The organism is Streptomyces flaveolus (genome assembly GCF_044765825.1).
In the GTDB taxonomy this organism is placed as follows: Bacteria; Actinomycetota; Actinomycetes; order Streptomycetales; family Streptomycetaceae; genus Streptomyces; species Streptomyces flaveolus.
Window position 1 is genome coordinate 24381 of record NZ_JBIWKU010000003.1, and the last position, 15220, is coordinate 39600.

17 protein-coding genes are annotated in these 15220 nt (G+C 70.6%); 6 read left to right on the top strand and 11 right to left on the bottom strand.

The annotated features are described in order from the left end of the window. Positions 1 to 44 precede the first annotated feature (44 nt). Entirely contained in the window at positions 45 to 1475 is a 1431-nt protein-coding gene (gene pyk, locus ACIRG6_RS09545) for a pyruvate kinase (protein ID WP_364682008.1), read from the top strand. Positions 1476 to 1563: 88 nt separating this feature from the next. On the opposite strand, the gene ACIRG6_RS09550 is transcribed toward pyk, so the two are convergent. From ACIRG6_RS09550 to ACIRG6_RS09565, 4 genes are all read right to left on the bottom strand, one after another. Then, positions 1564 to 2964 (bottom strand): MSCRAMM family adhesin, encoded by a 1401-nt coding sequence (locus ACIRG6_RS09550; protein ID WP_403321881.1) that lies wholly within the window; start codon positions 2962 to 2964, stop codon positions 1564 to 1566. Then, a complete protein-coding gene (locus ACIRG6_RS09555) occupies positions 2954 to 3529 on the bottom strand; it encodes a DUF6114 domain-containing protein (RefSeq protein WP_189228593.1) in 576 nt (191 codons plus the stop codon). Before ACIRG6_RS09555 ends, ACIRG6_RS09550 begins: the two co-directional genes overlap by 11 nt. A gap of 117 nt (positions 3530 to 3646) precedes the next feature. After that, positions 3647 to 4279, bottom strand: coding sequence for a DUF6230 family protein (locus ACIRG6_RS09560; protein ID WP_351134517.1), 633 nt, complete (start codon positions 4277 to 4279; stop codon positions 3647 to 3649). A 652-nt stretch (positions 4280 to 4931) separates the two neighbouring features. Next, the gene (locus ACIRG6_RS09565) at positions 4932 to 5909 is read right to left on the bottom strand and encodes a tetratricopeptide repeat protein (RefSeq protein WP_225634880.1); all 978 of its coding nucleotides are present in this window, start codon (positions 5907 to 5909) and stop codon (positions 4932 to 4934) included. Positions 5910 to 6159: 250 nt separating this feature from the next. On the opposite strand from ACIRG6_RS09565, the gene ACIRG6_RS09570 reads away from it, so the two are divergent. Continuing rightward, positions 6160 to 6792, top strand: coding sequence for a TetR/AcrR family transcriptional regulator (locus ACIRG6_RS09570; RefSeq protein ID WP_364682013.1), 633 nt, complete (start codon positions 6160 to 6162; stop codon positions 6790 to 6792). 81 nt (positions 6793 to 6873) lie between these two features. Here ACIRG6_RS09570 and ACIRG6_RS09575 read toward each other — a convergent pair whose 3' ends face one another. The 5 genes from ACIRG6_RS09575 to ACIRG6_RS09595 all read right to left on the bottom strand — a co-directional run bounded on the left by ACIRG6_RS09575 (position 6874) and on the right by ACIRG6_RS09595 (position 10264). Continuing rightward, the gene (locus ACIRG6_RS09575) at positions 6874 to 8574 is read right to left on the bottom strand and encodes an acyl-CoA mutase large subunit family protein (RefSeq protein WP_318214476.1); all 1701 of its coding nucleotides are present in this window, start codon (positions 8572 to 8574) and stop codon (positions 6874 to 6876) included. A gap of 75 nt (positions 8575 to 8649) precedes the next feature. Next, entirely contained in the window at positions 8650 to 8988 is a 339-nt protein-coding gene (locus tag ACIRG6_RS09580; protein WP_364682015.1) for a DUF3817 domain-containing protein, read from the bottom strand. Positions 8989 to 9043: 55 nt separating this feature from the next. Beyond that, positions 9044 to 9553, bottom strand: coding sequence for a MarR family winged helix-turn-helix transcriptional regulator (locus ACIRG6_RS09585; protein ID WP_239762881.1), 510 nt, complete (start codon positions 9551 to 9553; stop codon positions 9044 to 9046). Positions 9554 to 9629: 76 nt separating this feature from the next. Next, entirely contained in the window at positions 9630 to 9923 is a 294-nt protein-coding gene (locus ACIRG6_RS09590; RefSeq protein ID WP_030187368.1) for an MTH1187 family thiamine-binding protein, read from the bottom strand. Then, positions 9920 to 10264 carry a DUF3817 domain-containing protein gene (locus ACIRG6_RS09595; RefSeq protein WP_318214474.1) on the bottom strand — a complete coding sequence of 115 codons (345 nt, stop codon included), beginning with the start codon at positions 10262 to 10264 and terminating at the stop codon, positions 9920 to 9922. Before ACIRG6_RS09595 ends, ACIRG6_RS09590 begins: the two co-directional genes overlap by 4 nt. 182 nt (positions 10265 to 10446) lie before the next feature. Between ACIRG6_RS09595 and ACIRG6_RS09600 the strand changes: the two genes are divergently transcribed. From ACIRG6_RS09600 to ACIRG6_RS09615, 4 genes are all read left to right on the top strand, one after another. Then, entirely contained in the window at positions 10447 to 11079 is a 633-nt protein-coding gene (locus ACIRG6_RS09600) for an AIM24 family protein (RefSeq protein ID WP_364682018.1), read from the top strand. Between the two features lies 1 nt (position 11080). Then, complete coding sequence (locus tag ACIRG6_RS09605) at positions 11081 to 11731, top strand: AIM24 family protein (protein ID WP_403321888.1); 651 nt, start codon at positions 11081 to 11083, stop codon at positions 11729 to 11731. Continuing rightward, positions 11728 to 12504 carry an AIM24 family protein gene (locus ACIRG6_RS09610; protein ID WP_318214471.1) on the top strand — a complete coding sequence of 259 codons (777 nt, stop codon included), beginning with the start codon at positions 11728 to 11730 and terminating at the stop codon, positions 12502 to 12504. The genes ACIRG6_RS09605 and ACIRG6_RS09610 overlap by 4 nt, the downstream gene beginning before the upstream one ends. A gap of 104 nt (positions 12505 to 12608) precedes the next feature. Then, positions 12609 to 13085 (top strand): MarR family winged helix-turn-helix transcriptional regulator, encoded by a 477-nt coding sequence (locus ACIRG6_RS09615; protein WP_364682022.1) that lies wholly within the window; start codon positions 12609 to 12611, stop codon positions 13083 to 13085. Between the two features lie 25 nt (positions 13086 to 13110). Here ACIRG6_RS09615 and ACIRG6_RS09620 read toward each other — a convergent pair whose 3' ends face one another. Continuing rightward, on the bottom strand, positions 13111 to 14547 hold the full coding sequence (locus ACIRG6_RS09620; protein ID WP_403321893.1) for an ATP-binding protein: 1437 nt from the start codon (positions 14545 to 14547) through the stop codon (positions 13111 to 13113). After that, complete coding sequence (locus ACIRG6_RS09625; RefSeq protein WP_364682026.1) at positions 14544 to 15212, bottom strand: response regulator transcription factor; 669 nt, start codon at positions 15210 to 15212, stop codon at positions 14544 to 14546. Before ACIRG6_RS09625 ends, ACIRG6_RS09620 begins: the two co-directional genes overlap by 4 nt. Positions 15213 to 15220: the final 8 nt, after the last annotated feature.

Genomic DNA, 15220 nt, shown 5'->3' on the forward strand with positions numbered 1-15220 from the left:
CAGACGGAATATTCCGCAGCGAAACAAACCGATAGGATCGCCCCATGCGCCGTTCGAAAATCGTCTGTACTCTCGGCCCCGCGGTCGACTCCCACGAGCAGCTCGTCGCGCTGATCGAAGCCGGCATGAACGTGGCCCGCTTCAACTTCAGCCACGGAACTCACGCCGAGCACCAGGGGCGTTACGACCGTGTCCGGGCCGCCGCCAAGGAGACCGGCAGGGCCATCGGTGTCCTCGCCGACCTGCAGGGCCCCAAGATCCGCCTGGAGACCTTCGCCGAGGGCCCCGTCGAGCTGGTGCGCGGTGACGAGTTCACCATCACCACCGAGGACGTGCCGGGCGACCGGACGATCTGCGGCACGACGTACAAGGGCCTGCCCGGCGACGTGTCCAAGGGCGACCAGGTGCTCATCAACGACGGCAACGTCGAGCTGAAGGTCACCGAGGTCGACGGCCCTCGGGTGCGGACGATCGTCATCGAGGGCGGTGTCATCTCCGACCACAAGGGCATCAACCTGCCCGGCGCCGCGGTGAACGTGCCCGCGCTGTCCGAGAAGGACGTCGAGGACCTCCGCTTCGCGCTGCGCATGGGCTGCGACATGGTCGCGCTGTCCTTCGTCCGGGACGCCAAGGACGTGGCCGACGTCCACCGTGTGATGGACGAGGAGGGCCGCCGGGTCCCCGTCATCGCCAAGGTGGAGAAGCCGCAGGCGGTGGACAACATGGAGGACGTCGTGATGGCGTTCGACGCCGTCATGGTGGCCCGTGGCGACCTGGCCGTCGAGTACCCGCTCGAGAAGGTCCCCATGGTGCAGAAGCGCCTGATCGAGCTGTGCCGGCGCAACGCCAAGCCGGTGATCGTGGCGACCCAGATGATGGAGTCGATGATCACCAACTCCCGGCCGACCCGCGCCGAGGCCTCCGACGTGGCCAACGCGATCCTGGACGGCGCGGACGCGGTCATGCTGTCGGCGGAGTCGTCCGTGGGCGCGTACCCGATCGAGACCGTGAAGACGATGTCGAAGATCGTCACCGCGGCCGAGCAGGAGCTGCTCTCCAAGGGCCTCCAGCCGCTGGTGCCGGGCAAGAAGCCGCGCACGCAGGGTGGTTCGGTGGCCCGTGCCGCCGCCGAGATCGCCGACTTCCTCGGCGGCAAGGGCCTGGTGGCCTTCACCCAGTCCGGCGACACCGCGCGCCGCCTGTCCCGCTACCGCGCGGCCCAGCCGATCCTCGCCTTCACCACCGACGAGTCCACCCGCAACCAGCTCGCGCTCAGCTGGGGCGTGGAGCCGTACGTGGTGCCGTTCGTCAACAGCACGGACGAGATGGTCGAGCTGGTGGACCAGGAGATGGTGAAGCTCAGCCGCTTCAACGACGGTGACATCGTCGTGATCACCGCCGGTTCGCCCCCCGGCGTGCCCGGCACCACCAACATGGTCCGTGTGCACCACCTCGGCGAGTCGCGCCGCGCCTGACGCCGCCCGCGGCACACGACGAGGGCGCCCCCTGTGGTCAGGGGGCGCCCTCGCTCTTCGCGGCTCCCGGAACGGGCCTGTGGTGCGCTCAGGTCGTGTACTGGTGCAGCCCGGGGATGTGCAGGGTCCCGCCGAACTGGCCGGCCTGGACGACCGTCACCTTGGTGAAGTAGATCAGCGGGATGTCCAGCGGCGGCGGGTTCTGCGGATCGAAGGTGATCGGGATCAGCCCGAGCAGGTTGCCCGAGATGCTCTCCGTGTACATCACGGTCTCGCCGTCGCGGATCGTGGACGTCGAGCCCTGGGCCGCCTGCACGTGGTAGGTCTTGCCGGACTGCTCGTCCTTCACCGTCTGGTGCAGGTCGCCGATGTCGGTGCCGTTCGAGATGACGTACTTCAGCACCTTCTTGGTGGCGCCGTTGGCCGTCCTGACCTCCACGACCCCCTTGTACGAGGCGCCCTTGAGCAGCAGCGAGCTGGCGTTGAGGTACCAGGGGTCGTCCGGCAGCGGCACCTTGTTGTCGACGCCGCCCTCCGCGTCCGTGGCGACCGGGCAGTCGTCCACGTCCGTGCCGGCGCTCTCGGAGGCGTCGGGGCTGGGCGAGGCGGTGGCGTCCTCGGCGGCCTCCGTCGCCTCGTCGACGGACTCGTCCACCGTCTTCCCGGCGTCCTCGGCCGCCCCGGACGCCGCGTCGGTGGCGTCCTTCGCGGTGTCCGTCGCCGTGTCGGTGGCCTTCTCGACCGTGTCCTCCACGGTGTCGGTGGCGTCCTTCGAGGCGCTCTCACCGGCACCCTCGCCGGCGCTCGCGGACGCCGAGGGGCTGGGTGCGGGGCTCGGGCTCTCCTCGGCCTTGCCGCCGGTGAGGATGCCCCCGATGGCGTCGCCGAGGTCCTTCAGCACGCCGCCGTTCTCGCTCTCGGACGGCGAGGGCGACGGGGTCTCGGTGCCGGACGCCTTCTCCTGGCTCTGCGCCGCGGGGGACGCGGAGGGTGCGGGCTCGGCCTTGTCGTCGGAACCTGAATCCGGCGAAGAGGTCGAACCGGCGCCCTGGTCGGCGCCCTTGCCGCTGTCCGGGTCCGCGTCACCGGTGGCCGAGGGCTCCGGTTCCGTCGCGTCGCCCTTGTCGTCGGCCTTGTTGTTGTCGTCGGCCTTCTCGTCGTCCGCCCCGTCCGTCGCCGAGGGCGACGGCGTGGGGGACTCCGAGGAGCCCTTCTCGGCGCCCTCGAGGGCCGCCACGCAGTCCTTGTACTCGTCGGCCGTCAGGCTGTTCGACGACGGCGCCGCGTCGTTGCCGTCGGCGAGGGCCAGCGTCGGCGTGAACCCCATCCCCATGAGGACCGCCGTGGGCATCGCCGCCAGGGCTATCGCCTTCCCGGCCGGCATGTGGAACCTGGTGAACAACGGTTTCCTGGGTGCCGCGTGGCGCGGCCCGGTTCTCACACGGGACGCCTCCGCGTCAGTCCCGCGGGTCACCTCGTCAGCCGGCACTGTGCCTCCCGTTCGCCCCGTTGGCCGGGCTCGTTCCTGACAGATCGTTCGGCTCTTCCACACCGTCCCGCGGCTGCGGCACCGTGGCGTCGGGCACCGGGATGCCGGGGACCACGCCCTCGGGCGCGTCGCCCGTTCCCTTGCCCTCCACCGGCGGCTCGGCCTGCGGCGGCTGACCCGGTACCCACGACACGGCCATCGCTCCGCCGACCAGCGCGAGCAGGAAACCGATGAGGAAACCACCGAGGTTGGACACGGGGATGGACACCAGCGCCAGCAGGATCGCCGCCACGCCCGCGAAGACCCGGACGTGCTTCTGGAACCACAGGCTGACGCCCAGGACGACCAGCAGCACGCCGATGATCAGGGACCCGGCGCCCGCGGTGGTGGCCATCGCCAGCGTCAGGTGACCGATCTGGAGGTTCGCGTACGGGAAGTAGGCGATGGGGAGTCCGCCGAGGGCGACGAACAGACCGGCCCAGAACGGCCGCGCGCCTCTCCAGGCACGGAACTGCAGCCTCCGGCGGGTGAACTGGCCGGTGGCGGCAGGAGTCTCGGCGCTCATGGAAAACAGCTCCCTGGTACGGCTTTGCTGTGGTGGAGATGTGGGCCGTGCGCGAAGGCCCGGCCGGAGAGTGGACGGGCGGGGGCGCCATCGGCTCCCCCGCCCGTCAGCGAGTGCTTAGTAGCACTCCTTGACACCCTTGGACAGCGACATCTTCAGACCGCTGAGCTTGAAGGTTCCGGCGGTGGTCGCCCACGCCGTCTGCTTCACGTTCTTCAGCGTGGCCGAGTCGGCCTGCTGCGAGAACCCGTACGGGTTCGCGGTGTCGCCCTTCTTGATGCCGGGACCCTTGGTGGCGTCCTTGGCGGCCACACCGATGTCGATGCCGCGGAAGGTGGCATCGGCCTCGAGCTGCTCGACGTCGATGTACAGGTTCTCGGCCTCGACCGGTGTACTGCCACCGCCCGCCTTGAGCATGAGGCTGACCGAACCGATCAGCGGGATGTCCGGGGTGACCACGGACTGGCACATGCCCTTGATGGACGCGGACTTGAACGCCGAGACGGCGACGGGGTGAGCCGTCTTCTGTCCGTCCAGCGTGTAACCCGAGTCGATCGCCCCGTACTGGACGAAGCCCGTACCGTCGAGCTGGTCCGCCGTCACCTTGAACGACTGGCCGGAGACACTGAACGATGCGGCGAGAGCGCCCTGCGCGAGCGCGACGCCTATCGCAGCCGTGGCGGCCACGCTGGGCACCATCACCACAGCGAACCGCTTCCATCTGGTCCCGCCACGCACCTGGGACTCCATATTTCCTCCTTCTCGGACGTACATCTCCTGGCCTCGGCCCGCCCCCGGATCGGTGGCTCGGCCTGGCAGGGATGGGAGAAGTGCTACGTCCTCGGGAAGGAGAGCGCCCGCGCTCGGCGGCACGTACAACGCGCCCGAATCACCGGCGATCACCCCCGAGCGACAACCACTGGTCGCGCCTGACACGCATCACGCACAACCCTGCTGGACAGGCTTCACCGAGTGGGTGAAGACCCCCCTGCCCAAGAGCCGGCCCACTGCCGCCGGCTCTGCTCGGTGGGGACCCAGGAACCCCCGCGACCCGATTGGCTTTCGGGGTACGGGAATGGACCGAGCGTCGCCGATCGTGGTGCATTCTCGCCGCCGACACAAGGGGGTTCGTTACTCACTAGTAACGGCCGGATAACCGCAGGACGACACACCGGCCCCGGACGGCGACGCTGGGTGTGCCATGAGAGCAGAACAAAACTGTTGATCGCTGGACAGAATCCGACAGAACGACGCCCGTGACTTACTAGCAGTAACAGCGGCCGCGATTGCCAAGATTTGGTAAAGCGCGGCCGCATTGACGCCTCGTCGGCAGTTCTCTCACTCGGGCATCACCCGGCCGGACGGTCGGCGACCGCCCGGCGAACGGGCCCCGGAACGCCCTCTAGAACAGGGCGCGGGCGAGCGCCCTGCGCGCCGCGGTCACCCGCGGATCGTCGGCGCCGACCACCTCGAACAGCTCCAGCAGCCGCATCCGTACGGCATCCCGGTCGTCCCCGGCCGTGCGGCGCACCGTGTCGATGAGCCGGCCGAAGGCGTCCTCGACGTGCCCGCCCACCAGATCCAGGTCGGCGGCGGCGATCTGCGCCTGCGCGTCGTCCGGCTTGTCGGCCGCGTCCTGACGGACCCGCTGCGGGTCGGCGTCCTGCACGCGCTGGAGCAACTCGGCCTGGGCGAGGCCCAGTTTGGCCTCCGTGTTGCCCGGGTCGTCGCTGAGCACGTTCTTGTACGCGCGGACGGCACCGGCCAGGTCACCGGCGTCCAGCGCCTGCACGGCGGCCTCCAGTGCCGCGTCGTGCGGTCCGGCCGGACGCTCGGGGGCGGCGGCCCGCTCCGCTCCCGGCTCCGCCTCCGGGTCGACGACGAGGCCGGTCAGACCGAAGCGCTGCTCGGCGACCTGCACCAGCTGGTCCAGGGTCTGACGGATCTGCGCCTCACCGGCGGCGCCCTGGAAGAGCGGCAGCGCCTGTCCGGCCACGACCGCGAACACGGCCGGGATGCCCTGGACGCCGAACTGCTGCATCAGCATCTGGTTGGCGTCGACGTCGATCTTGGCGAGGAGGAAGCGCCCGTTGTACTCGACGGCGAGCCGCTCCAGGACGGGGCTCAACTGCTTGCAGGGCTCGCACCACTCGGCCCAGAAGTCGATGACGACCGGGACCTCGGTGGAACGCTGCAGGACGTCGCTCTCGAAGCGGGCCTCGTCGACGTCGATGACGAGATCGGCCGGGGAGACGCCCCCCGCTCCGCCGTGCCGGGCGGCCTCGGCGCGCGCCTGCTCCGCCTTGGCCTTGGCCTCCTGGGCCGCCTTCACCGCGGCGAGGTCGACGACCCCGCTCATGGACATGTTCCGTGGCTGCATGGGTCTATCCTCCCCTGTCCTGCGCGCGTGTGTGAAAAACGGCGTGAAAGCCCGCCCTGATGTGTGCCGTCGGCACGAGTTGTCCGGCGCCGGGTCCCCACCCTGCGCCCGTGGTCGTCGCTCGGGCACGGGCGCACCCGTGCTTTCGCTACGAGTCGTAGCGTAATGCCATGACGGGCCGTCGGAACACCCCGCCCCGGTGATCTCCCTCACGGCCGGCCGGCACAAACGCGCCGGTTATGGTCGGGACATGCAGAGCAGCACCCCCGCCGGCCGTGCCGGGCGCCCGCGCAGTGCCGCGGCGGACACCGCGATCCTGGCCGCGACGCGGGCGGCCCTGGTGGACCTCGGCTGGTCGAAGCTCACCCTGGGAGACGTGGCGACGCGGGCCGGGGTTGCCAAGACGACCCTCTACCGCCGCTGGGCGGGCAAGAACGAACTGGTCGTGGACGCGGTCGCGGAGCTCTTCGACGAACTCGAACTGCCCGACCTCGGCTGCCTGGCCGCGGACATCGAGGGAGTGGTGCTGCAGTTCGCGGCGATCCTGGCCCGGCCGGAGGCCAAGAGCGGGCTGATGGCGGTGGTGGCCGAGTCCACGCGTGACGACGCGCTGCGCGAACGCATCCGCGCCTCCATCGTCGACCGGCAGAAGCGTCTGGTGCTGGAGGGCAGGGCCCGTGCCCAGGCGCGCGGCGAGCTGCCCGCCGAGACCGACCCGGCCGAGGCCGCCCGCACGGCGGACCTCATCTTCGACGTGGTGGCGGGCGCGGTGGTCCACCGCACCCTGGTCAGCGCGGAACCGGCCGACGGTGACTGGGTACGGGGCTTCACCCAGGTGCTGCTGAGGGGCCTGGCCGCTCAACCGCCCGGCCCCACCGCTTGACCCCACCTCCGGCGGGTGGGCACGGGCCGAGGGTCCAGGGGGCGGAGCCCCCTGGTGACGCCCGCACCGGCGAAGCGGCGCCTAGAACCCCGCCGGCTCCGTGTACACCCCCCACTCGTCCCGCAGCACCCCGCAGATCTCCCCGAGCGTCGCCTCCGCCCGCACCGCGTCCAGCATCGGCTCGATCATGTTCCCGCCGGACCGCGCCGCGGCAAGCATCGCGTCCAGCGCGGAACGCACGGCCGCGTCGTCCCGGGCTGTCTTGCGCTCACCCAGCACCCGCACCTGCTCGCGCTCGACCTCGTGGCTGACCCGCAGGATCTCCAGGTCACCGGTGACGGAGCCGGTGTGGACGTTGACGCCGACGACCTTCTTGTCGTCCTTCTCCAGCGCCTGCTGGTAGCGGAAGGCCGACTCGGCGATCTCGCCGGTGAACCAGCCGTCCTCGATGCCGCGCAGGATGCCGGAGGTGATCGGCCCGATGGGGTGCTGCCCGTCCGGGTGGGCGCGCAGCCCGCGCTCCTTGATCTGCTCGAAGATCTTCTCCGCGTCCGCCTCGATCCGGTCCGTGAGCTGCTCGACGAACCAGGAACCGCCCAGCGGGTCGGCGACGTTGGCGACGCCGGTCTCCTCCATCAGCACCTGCTGGGTGCGCAGGGCGATCTCGGCGGCCTGCTCGCTGGGCAGGGCGAGGGTCTCGTCCAGGGCGTTGGTGTGCAGGGAGTTGGTCCCGCCGAGCACGGCGGCCAGCGCCTCCACGGCGGTGCGGACGACGTTGTTGTACGGCTGCTGGGCGGTCAGCGAGACCCCGGCGGTCTGGGTGTGGAACCGCAGCCACTGCGCCTTCTCGCTCTTCGCGCCGTAGACGTCCCGCATCCAGCGCGCCCAGATGCGCCGGGCCGCGCGGAACTTGGCGATCTCCTCGAAGAAGTCGACGTGCGCGTCGAAGAAGAAGGACAGCCCGGGCGCGAAGACGTCGACGTCCAGCCCCCGGCTGAGCCCCAGCTCGACGTACCCGAAACCGTCCGCCAGCGTGTACGCCAGCTCCTGCGCGGCCGTCGCCCCGGCCTCGCGGATGTGGTACCCGGAGACGGAGAGCGGCTTGTAGGCGGGGATGCCGGCCGCGCAGTACTCCATCAGGTCGCCGATGAGCCGCAGGTGCGGCTCGGGCTGGAAGAGCCACTCCTTCTGGGCGATGTACTCCTTGAAGATGTCCGTCTGGAGCGTGCCGTTGAGCACGGACGCGTCGACACCCTGCCGCTCGGCGGCGACGAGGTACATGCAGAACACGGGCACGGCGGGCCCGCTGATCGTCATGGAGGTCGTCACGTCGCCGAGCGGGATGTCCTTGAACAGCACCTCCATGTCGGCGGCCGAGTCGATGGCGACCCCGCAGTGCCCGACCTCGCCCAGTGAGCGCGGGTCGTCGGAGTCGCGGCCCATCAGCGTCGGCATGTCGAAGGCGACGGAGAGCCCTCCTCCGCCGTTGCGGAGGATCATCTTGTACCGCTCGTTGGTCTGCTCGGCGTTCCCGAACCCGGCGAACTGCCGGATGGTCCACGTCCGCCCGCGGTAGCCGGTGGGATACAGCCCCCGGGTGAAGGGGTACTCCCCCGGCCACCCGATCCGCTCGAACCCCTCGTACCGGTCCCCGTCCCGGGGCCCGTACACCGGCTCCACGGGATCGCCGGAGAGCGTGGTGAAGTCCGCGTCACGCTTGCGCGCGGCGTCGTACCGAGCCTGCCACCGACGGCGGCCTTCTTCTATGGCGTCAGCGTCCATACCTTCGAATTTACTAGGACGTCCAAGTAAATGTCGATGGGGTACCGCCGTACGGGTGTCCGTACGGCGGCGGGGTCAGGCCTTGGCGGGTGCCGGTGCGGGCCGGGCGACCTTGGCCTCCAGCTCCCGGCTGATCTTCCGCTCCACGAAGAAGGCGGCCGTCGGGACGGTCCCCGCGAGCAGCACCCAGAGCTGCTTCTTGACCGGCCACTTCGCCTTGGAGCCCAGGTCGAAGGCGAAGACGAGGTAGATGACGTACAGCCAGCCGTGGGCGATGCTGACGACCCGGGTGAAGTCGGCGGCGCCGTCCATCTCCAGGGCGTACTTGGCGATCATGCCCAGGCACAGGGCGATCAGCAGGACACCGGTGACGTACGCCATGACGCGGTAGCGGGTCAGCACGCTCTTTTTCATGCCACGAGCGTAACCACACGTTTCGGGCGATCTTCCGGCGGGCCCGCCGACGCGCTCACTCCTCCTCGAAGTCCCCCGCCGCCACCCGCAGGGGCCTCAGCATCGCGAAGATCTCGCCGCACTCCTCGGCGTCGTACGCGCCGAGGCCGAAGTCCATGGCCATCAGGTCGCGGGTGGCCGACTCGACGACCTCGCGGCCCTTGTCGGTGATGCTGGCGAGCGTGCCGCGGCCGTCGTTGGGGTTGGGGCGCTTGTCGACCAGGCCCGACCTGACCAGGCGGTCGACGGTGTTCGTCACGGAGGTCGGGTGCACCATGAGCCGTTCGCCGATCTTGGACATCGGCAGCTCGCCCGACTTGGAGAAGGTGAGCAGCACCAGCGCCTCGTAGCGCGCGAAGGTCAGCCCGTACGGCTTGACCACCGCGTCGACCTCGGCCAGCAGGATCTGATGGGCGCGCATGATCGAGGTGATCGCGGCCATGGACGGGACGCCGCCCCAGCGCTGCTTCCAGAGTTCGTCGGCGCGGGCGATGGGATCGAAGGAGAGGCTGAGGGGCTTCGGCACGGCATCAGACCTTACCGGCCGGTCACATGCCGGTCAGCCCCGTCTCGCCCCTCGATACCACCGCCCGCCGGCCGCGTCATCCGGCGAGGTGGCGCTCCACCGTCTCGACCTTGGAGGTGAGGCCGTCCGTCACACCGGGGCGGATGTCCGCCTTGAGGACCAGGGAGACCCGCGGCGCCCGCGCCTCGACGGCGGCGACGGCCCGCCGGACGACGTCCATGACCTCGTCCCACTCGCCCTCGACGGACGTGAACATCGCGTCGGTGCGGTTCGGCAGCCCGGACTCGCGGACCACCCGGACCGCGTCGGCCACGTACTCCCCGACGTCCTCGCCGACGCCCAGCGGCGTCACGGAAAAGGCGACGATCATGCGTTGACGACCCCTTCCTGGCGGGCGCGCGAGGCGATGACCGCGTTCTCGGCCTCACGCTTGAGCTTGCGCTCCGCGAAGAAGCCGCCGGTCGGCAGGACCGACAGCACGAAGTAGAGGGCGGCCGTGCCGAAGGGCCACTTGGCGCGGTTCCAGGCGTCCGCCCAGAAGAGGACGTACAGCACGAAGAGGATGCCGTGGATCGCACCCATCACCGGCACCGCGTTGAAGTCCGTGGTCCGCTTCAGGACCGAGCAGACGAGCAGCAGGATGAACGAGATCGCCTCGGGGCCCGAGACCAGGCGGAGGCGGCGGAGGGCGGTGGCGGTCTTGAGGTCCACGGGTCACCTTCGGTGGGAGAGGGGATGGGGGAGGGATCGATCGCGAGCCGGCGCTTTGTGAACACACTCACAAGCGCCCGTCCATTGTGGCAAACCCGCGGCACGTCCGGGTGAGGGGGTCGCCGTCCCCCCGTGGGGCCTGTCGGCGGGCCCATCTGACGGCTACGTTCTCATTTGTGGCGATGTTCCGACTCCAAGGCAGCAAGGTGCTCGCCGTCGACATGACCGGGGACGCCGTGAAGGCGAAGAACGGCTCGATGGTCGCGTACGACGGGGAGATGGCCTTCAAGAAGCTGAGCGGCGGCGGTGAGGGCATCCGGGGCATGGTGACCCGGCGGCTCACCGGCGAGCAGATGACGGTGATGGAGGTGAGGGGGCAGGGGACCTGCTGGTTCGCGGACCGGGCCTCGGAGATCACCCTGGTGGGGCTCCGGGGCGACACGCTGTACGTCGAGTCCAGCAACTTCCTGGCGGCCGACGCCGGGCTGCGCACGGGCACCAGTTTCACGGGGGCCCGCGGCGCCGCGCAGGGCAACGGACTGTTCACCACGACGGTCGAGGGGAACGGGCAGGCGGCGATCATGTCGCACGGTCCGGCGGTGGTGCTGCGGGTGAGCGCGCAGTACCCGCTGACCGTGGACCCGGGGGCCTACGTCGCGCACCAGGGGAACCTGCGGCAGTCCTTCCAGTCGGGTGTGACCTTCCGCACGCTGCTGGGCGAGGGCGGCGGGGAGGCATTCCAGATCCGTTTCGAGGGTGACGGACTGGTGTACGTGCAGCCGAGCGAGCGGAACACGATCGCGGGGGACGTGTGACATGGCTTTCGAGGAAGTGAACTCCAAGATGGTCCGGGCGACCGTGACGCCGGGGCGGCGGCTGTTCAGTCAGCGCGGCGCGATGCTCGCCTACCGGGGGGACGTGTCCTTCACCCCGAACCTGACCGGCGGCCGGGGCGGCGTCGTGTCGATGATCGGCCGCCGGGTGGCGAACGAGGACACCCCGCTGATGACCGTCGAGGGCAGCGGCACGGTGTTCTTCGGGCACGGCGGCCACCACCTGCAGGTCATCCGTCTCTCCGGCGACACGCTGTACGTCGAGGCGGACCGGCTCCTCGCCTTCGAGGGCACCCTGGAGCAGGGGACGATGTTCCTGGGTGCCCAGGGCGGGGTGATGGGCATGGTGCGCGGGCAGGTCAGCGGGCAGGGGCTGTTCACGACCACCCTGCGAGGGCACGGCGCGGTGGCGGTGATGGCCCACGGGGGCGTCTTCGAGGTGCCCGTCACCCCGCACCGGGCGGTGCACGTCGACCCGCAGGCCTACGTCGCCCACCACGGCGACGTCCGCAACAGGCTGTCCACGGCGCTGGGCTGGCGGGACATGGTGGGGCGCGGCTCCGGCGAGGCGTTCCAGCTGGAGCTGAGCGGCAGCGGCGCGGTGTACGTCCAGGCGTCCGAGGAGAAGCTGTGAGCACCGTCCACCACGACCCGGCGACGCTGCCGGCCGACGACAACGTCAACGCGTACACGTTCTGCGTGGAGCTCACCGGGAGCCGGTGGTTCCTGCAGAAGGGGAAGATGATCGCCTACTACGGGACGATCGATTTCCACGGGATCGGGCACGGCCGGCTGGACCGTCTGATGCGCACGTCCTTCCATTCGCCTCTGCACGCGAGCGACTGGGTCGTGGCGGAGGGGACGGGCAAGATGCTGCTCGCCGACCGGGCCTTCGACGTGAATTCGTACGACCTCGAGGACGGCAACCTGACCATTCGCTCGGGCAACTTGCTCGCTTTTCAGCCAAGTCTCGCTCTCAAGCAGTCGATCGTGCCGGGTTTCCTGACCCTGATCGGAACCGGAAAGTTCGTGGCCGCGTCGAACGGTCCGGTGGTGTTCATGGAACCTCCGATCCGGGTGGACCCGCAGGCCCTGGTCGGCTGGGCCGACTGCCCCTCGCCCTGCCATCACTACGACCACGGGTACATGACCGGCCTGCTGGGCGGTCTACGTGCGATGACGGGCCTGGGCGGTGCCTCCGGGGAGGAGCACCAGTTCGAGTTCGTCGGGGCGGGGACGGTGCTGCTGCAGTCGAGCGAGACGCTGATGGCGGAGCAGGCCACGGGGGTCACTCCGCAGCAGGCGGGCGTGCCCGGCGGCGGGACTCAGGGCGTGCCGGGGGGCCGGTCAGGGGTACCGGGGCTTCCCGGACAGCTGGGAGACCTCCAGCGCCGCTTCGGGCTGTGAGCGGTAACCTGCGGAGTGTGACATCGAACGCGTGCGCACCCGTCTCACCGTCACACGAAACCCCTCACTAGTTCGCCTTTCAACTTTTTAGGTAGACTTCATTCATGGAGACCGAGACGGCCACCCGCTGGCTGACCGATACGGAGCAGTGTGCCTGGCGCACCCACCTGGAGGTCAACAGGCTGTTGACGCACCAGCTCGAGAAGGACCTGCAGCCGTTCGGCCTGACAATGAACGACTACGAAATCCTGGTGAACCTCTCCGAGTCCGAGGACGACCGGATGCGGATGAGCGACCTCGCCTCCGCCACCCTGCAGTCCAAGAGCCGCCTCTCCCACCAGATCACGCGCATGGAGAACGCGAACCTGGTCCGGCGGGAGAACTGCGAGTCCGACCGCCGCGGGCTCTACGCCGTCCTCACCCAGCACGGCCTGGAGACCATGCGGAAGGTCGCGCCGCACCACGTGGCGTCCGTGCGCAGGCACTTCATCGACCTGCTGGCCCCCGAGGCCCTGACGGAGCTCGACAAGGCGCTCAGGCCCATCGCGGAGCACCTGCGCGGCCAGCGAGGACGTCCCTGACCCCGCACGGCCCCCTCGACACGCCCTAGGCGACCGGCAGGCGGAGCTCGAACAGGGCGCCGCCTGCCGGCGCGTCGCGGACCGTGAGCGTGCCGCCGTGCCGCACGGCGACGTCACGGGCGATGGCGAGCCCGAGACCGGCCCCGCCGTCGTCGCGGCTGCGGGCGGCGTCGAGCCGTACGAACCGTTCGAAGATCCGCTCCCGGTCGGCCGCCGGCACGCCCTCCCCGTCGTCGGCCACCGCGGCCACCGCCACGTCGCCGTCCCGGCGCACGGACACCTCCACCGCCGAGCGGGCGTGCCGCTGGGCGTTGTCGAGCAGATTGGCCAGCACCCGCTCCAGCTGTCCCCGCGATCCGGCGACCGCCACGGCGTCCCCGGCCCGCACGCCCACCCCGGCCCGGCCCTGCGCCTGCGCACGCGCCAGCGCGGCGAGGTCGACCCGCGCGTCGGCGGGCCGCTCCCCCGCGTCCAGCCTGGCCAGCAGCAACAGGTCGGCGGCGAGCCGCTGCAGCCGTACGGTGTCCTCGACGGCGCCGTCCAGGTCGAGCAGCTCGGGATGGGCGGCGGCCACCTCCAGCTGGGTCCGCAGCGAGGCGATCGGACTGCGCAGTTCGTGCGAGGCGTCGGCGACGAACCGCCGCTGCCGCTCCACCGAGCTCTCCAGCGCGGCCAGCGTCTCGTTGGTCGTGGAGGCGAGCCGGGCGACCTCGTCGTGGGTGCCCGGCACCGGGACGCGCCGGGCGAGGTCCTCGCTGGCGGTGATCGCGGCCATCTCCCGGCGGATGCCCTCCACCGGGCGCAGCGCCCGCCGGGTGACCAGCCAGGTCACCCACGCCACGACCGCGAGCAGCGCCGGGAAGCCGATCAGCATCACGGTCAGCGCGGTGTCGACGGCGCCGTGCTCGGCGGACAGCGGGGCACCGGCGTAGACGGTGAGCCGGCTCTTGTCCCGGGTCTCCACGGGTACGGCGGCGAACCGGTAGTCCTCCGTGTCGCCGTCGATCGTCGCCGACCCGTCGCCGACGGTGGTCCGCTCGCCGATCTCGCCGGGTTCCAGGGACTCGCCGGAGTCGTCGTCGCCGCCCCGGTCGTCGTCGCCCCGGTCGTCGTCGTCGCCGCCGCGCTCCCCCGTGGCGGCCGGCAGCGGCTTCACCGCGGCGACGCCGGTGCCGCTGATCCGCTCCAGGTCCTCGCTGGCGGCGACCAGCCTGCCGGCCTCGTCGACGACCTGGACCGGCCGGTCGTCCACGTCCAGCGACAGATCGCCGTACGGCGTCCCGACGGAGAGCTCGGCGGCGACCTCCCGCGCGGAGCGTTCCGCCTGGGTGCCCGCCTCGCCGAGCAGGTTGGAGCGCAGGGACAGCAGAACCGCGGTGCCCGCCGCGACGAGGGCGACGGCCACGACGAGGGTGGCGGCGAGGGTCGCGCGGGCCCGGACGGACCCGAAGAGCCGGCTCATCGCCCGGCCTCCAGCCGGTATCCGGCGCCGCGCACGGTCCGGATGAGCCCGGCGCGCAGCTTGCGCCGCAGCGCGCTGACGTACACCTCGACGATGTTGGGGTCGCCGTCGTAGGCGAAGTCCCAGACGTGCTCCAGGATCTCCGCCTTGGACACCACCTGCCCGGCCCGCACCACGAGCTCCTCCAGGACGGCGAACTCCTTCGCGGTGAGGACGACTTCGCTGTCGCCGAGAAACACCCGGCGGGCGGCGGTGTCGACCTTCAGGTCACCGTGGACGTGCACCGGCGAGGCCCCGACGCCCTGGGCCCGGCGCCGCAGCAGCGCCTTCACGCGGGCGACGAGGACGACGTACGAGAAGGGTTTGGTGAGGTAGTCGTCGGCGCCCGTGTCCAGGCCCTCCGCCTCGTCGTACTCGCCGTCCTTGGCGGTGAGCATGAGGATCGGCACGTCGTGTCCCGCGGCGCGCAGGGCGGCGCAGACCCGGTAGCCGTTGAGGCCGGGCAGCATGATGTCGAGGAGGACGAGGTCGTACGTGCCCTCGGACGCCCGGTGCAGTCCCTCCCGCCCGTCGTGGACGACGTCCACGGCATAGCCCTCGGCGGTCAGTCCCCTGGCGAGCGACAGGGCCAGCCGCTTCTCGTCCTCCACGATCAACAGGCGCATGGCGCAAG

Coding starts and splice junctions, on each gene's coding strand:
- ACIRG6_RS09575 (WP_318214476.1), bottom strand. CDS start 8,574: ATGGACGCTGACGCCATAGAAGAAGGCCGCCGTCGGTGGCAGGCTCGG.
- ACIRG6_RS09580 (WP_364682015.1), bottom strand. CDS start 8,988: ATGAAAAAGAGCGTGCTGACCCGCTACCGCGTCATGGCGTACGTCACC.
- ACIRG6_RS09600 (WP_364682018.1), top strand. CDS start 10,447: ATGTTCCGACTCCAAGGCAGCAAGGTGCTCGCCGTCGACATGACCGGG.
- ACIRG6_RS09615 (WP_364682022.1), top strand. CDS start 12,609: ATGGAGACCGAGACGGCCACCCGCTGGCTGACCGATACGGAGCAGTGT.
- ACIRG6_RS09560 (WP_351134517.1), bottom strand. CDS start 4,279: ATGGAGTCCCAGGTGCGTGGCGGGACCAGATGGAAGCGGTTCGCTGTG.
- ACIRG6_RS09605 (WP_403321888.1), top strand. CDS start 11,081: ATGGCTTTCGAGGAAGTGAACTCCAAGATGGTCCGGGCGACCGTGACG.
- ACIRG6_RS09555 (WP_189228593.1), bottom strand. CDS start 3,529: ATGAGCGCCGAGACTCCTGCCGCCACCGGCCAGTTCACCCGCCGGAGG.
- ACIRG6_RS09590 (WP_030187368.1), bottom strand. CDS start 9,923: ATGATCGTCGCCTTTTCCGTGACGCCGCTGGGCGTCGGCGAGGACGTC.
- ACIRG6_RS09565 (WP_225634880.1), bottom strand. CDS start 5,909: ATGCAGCCACGGAACATGTCCATGAGCGGGGTCGTCGACCTCGCCGCG.
- ACIRG6_RS09570 (WP_364682013.1), top strand. CDS start 6,160: ATGCAGAGCAGCACCCCCGCCGGCCGTGCCGGGCGCCCGCGCAGTGCC.
- ACIRG6_RS09620 (WP_403321893.1), bottom strand. CDS start 14,547: ATGAGCCGGCTCTTCGGGTCCGTCCGGGCCCGCGCGACCCTCGCCGCC.
- pyk (WP_364682008.1), top strand. CDS start 45: ATGCGCCGTTCGAAAATCGTCTGTACTCTCGGCCCCGCGGTCGACTCC.
- ACIRG6_RS09625 (WP_364682026.1), bottom strand. CDS start 15,212: ATGCGCCTGTTGATCGTGGAGGACGAGAAGCGGCTGGCCCTGTCGCTC.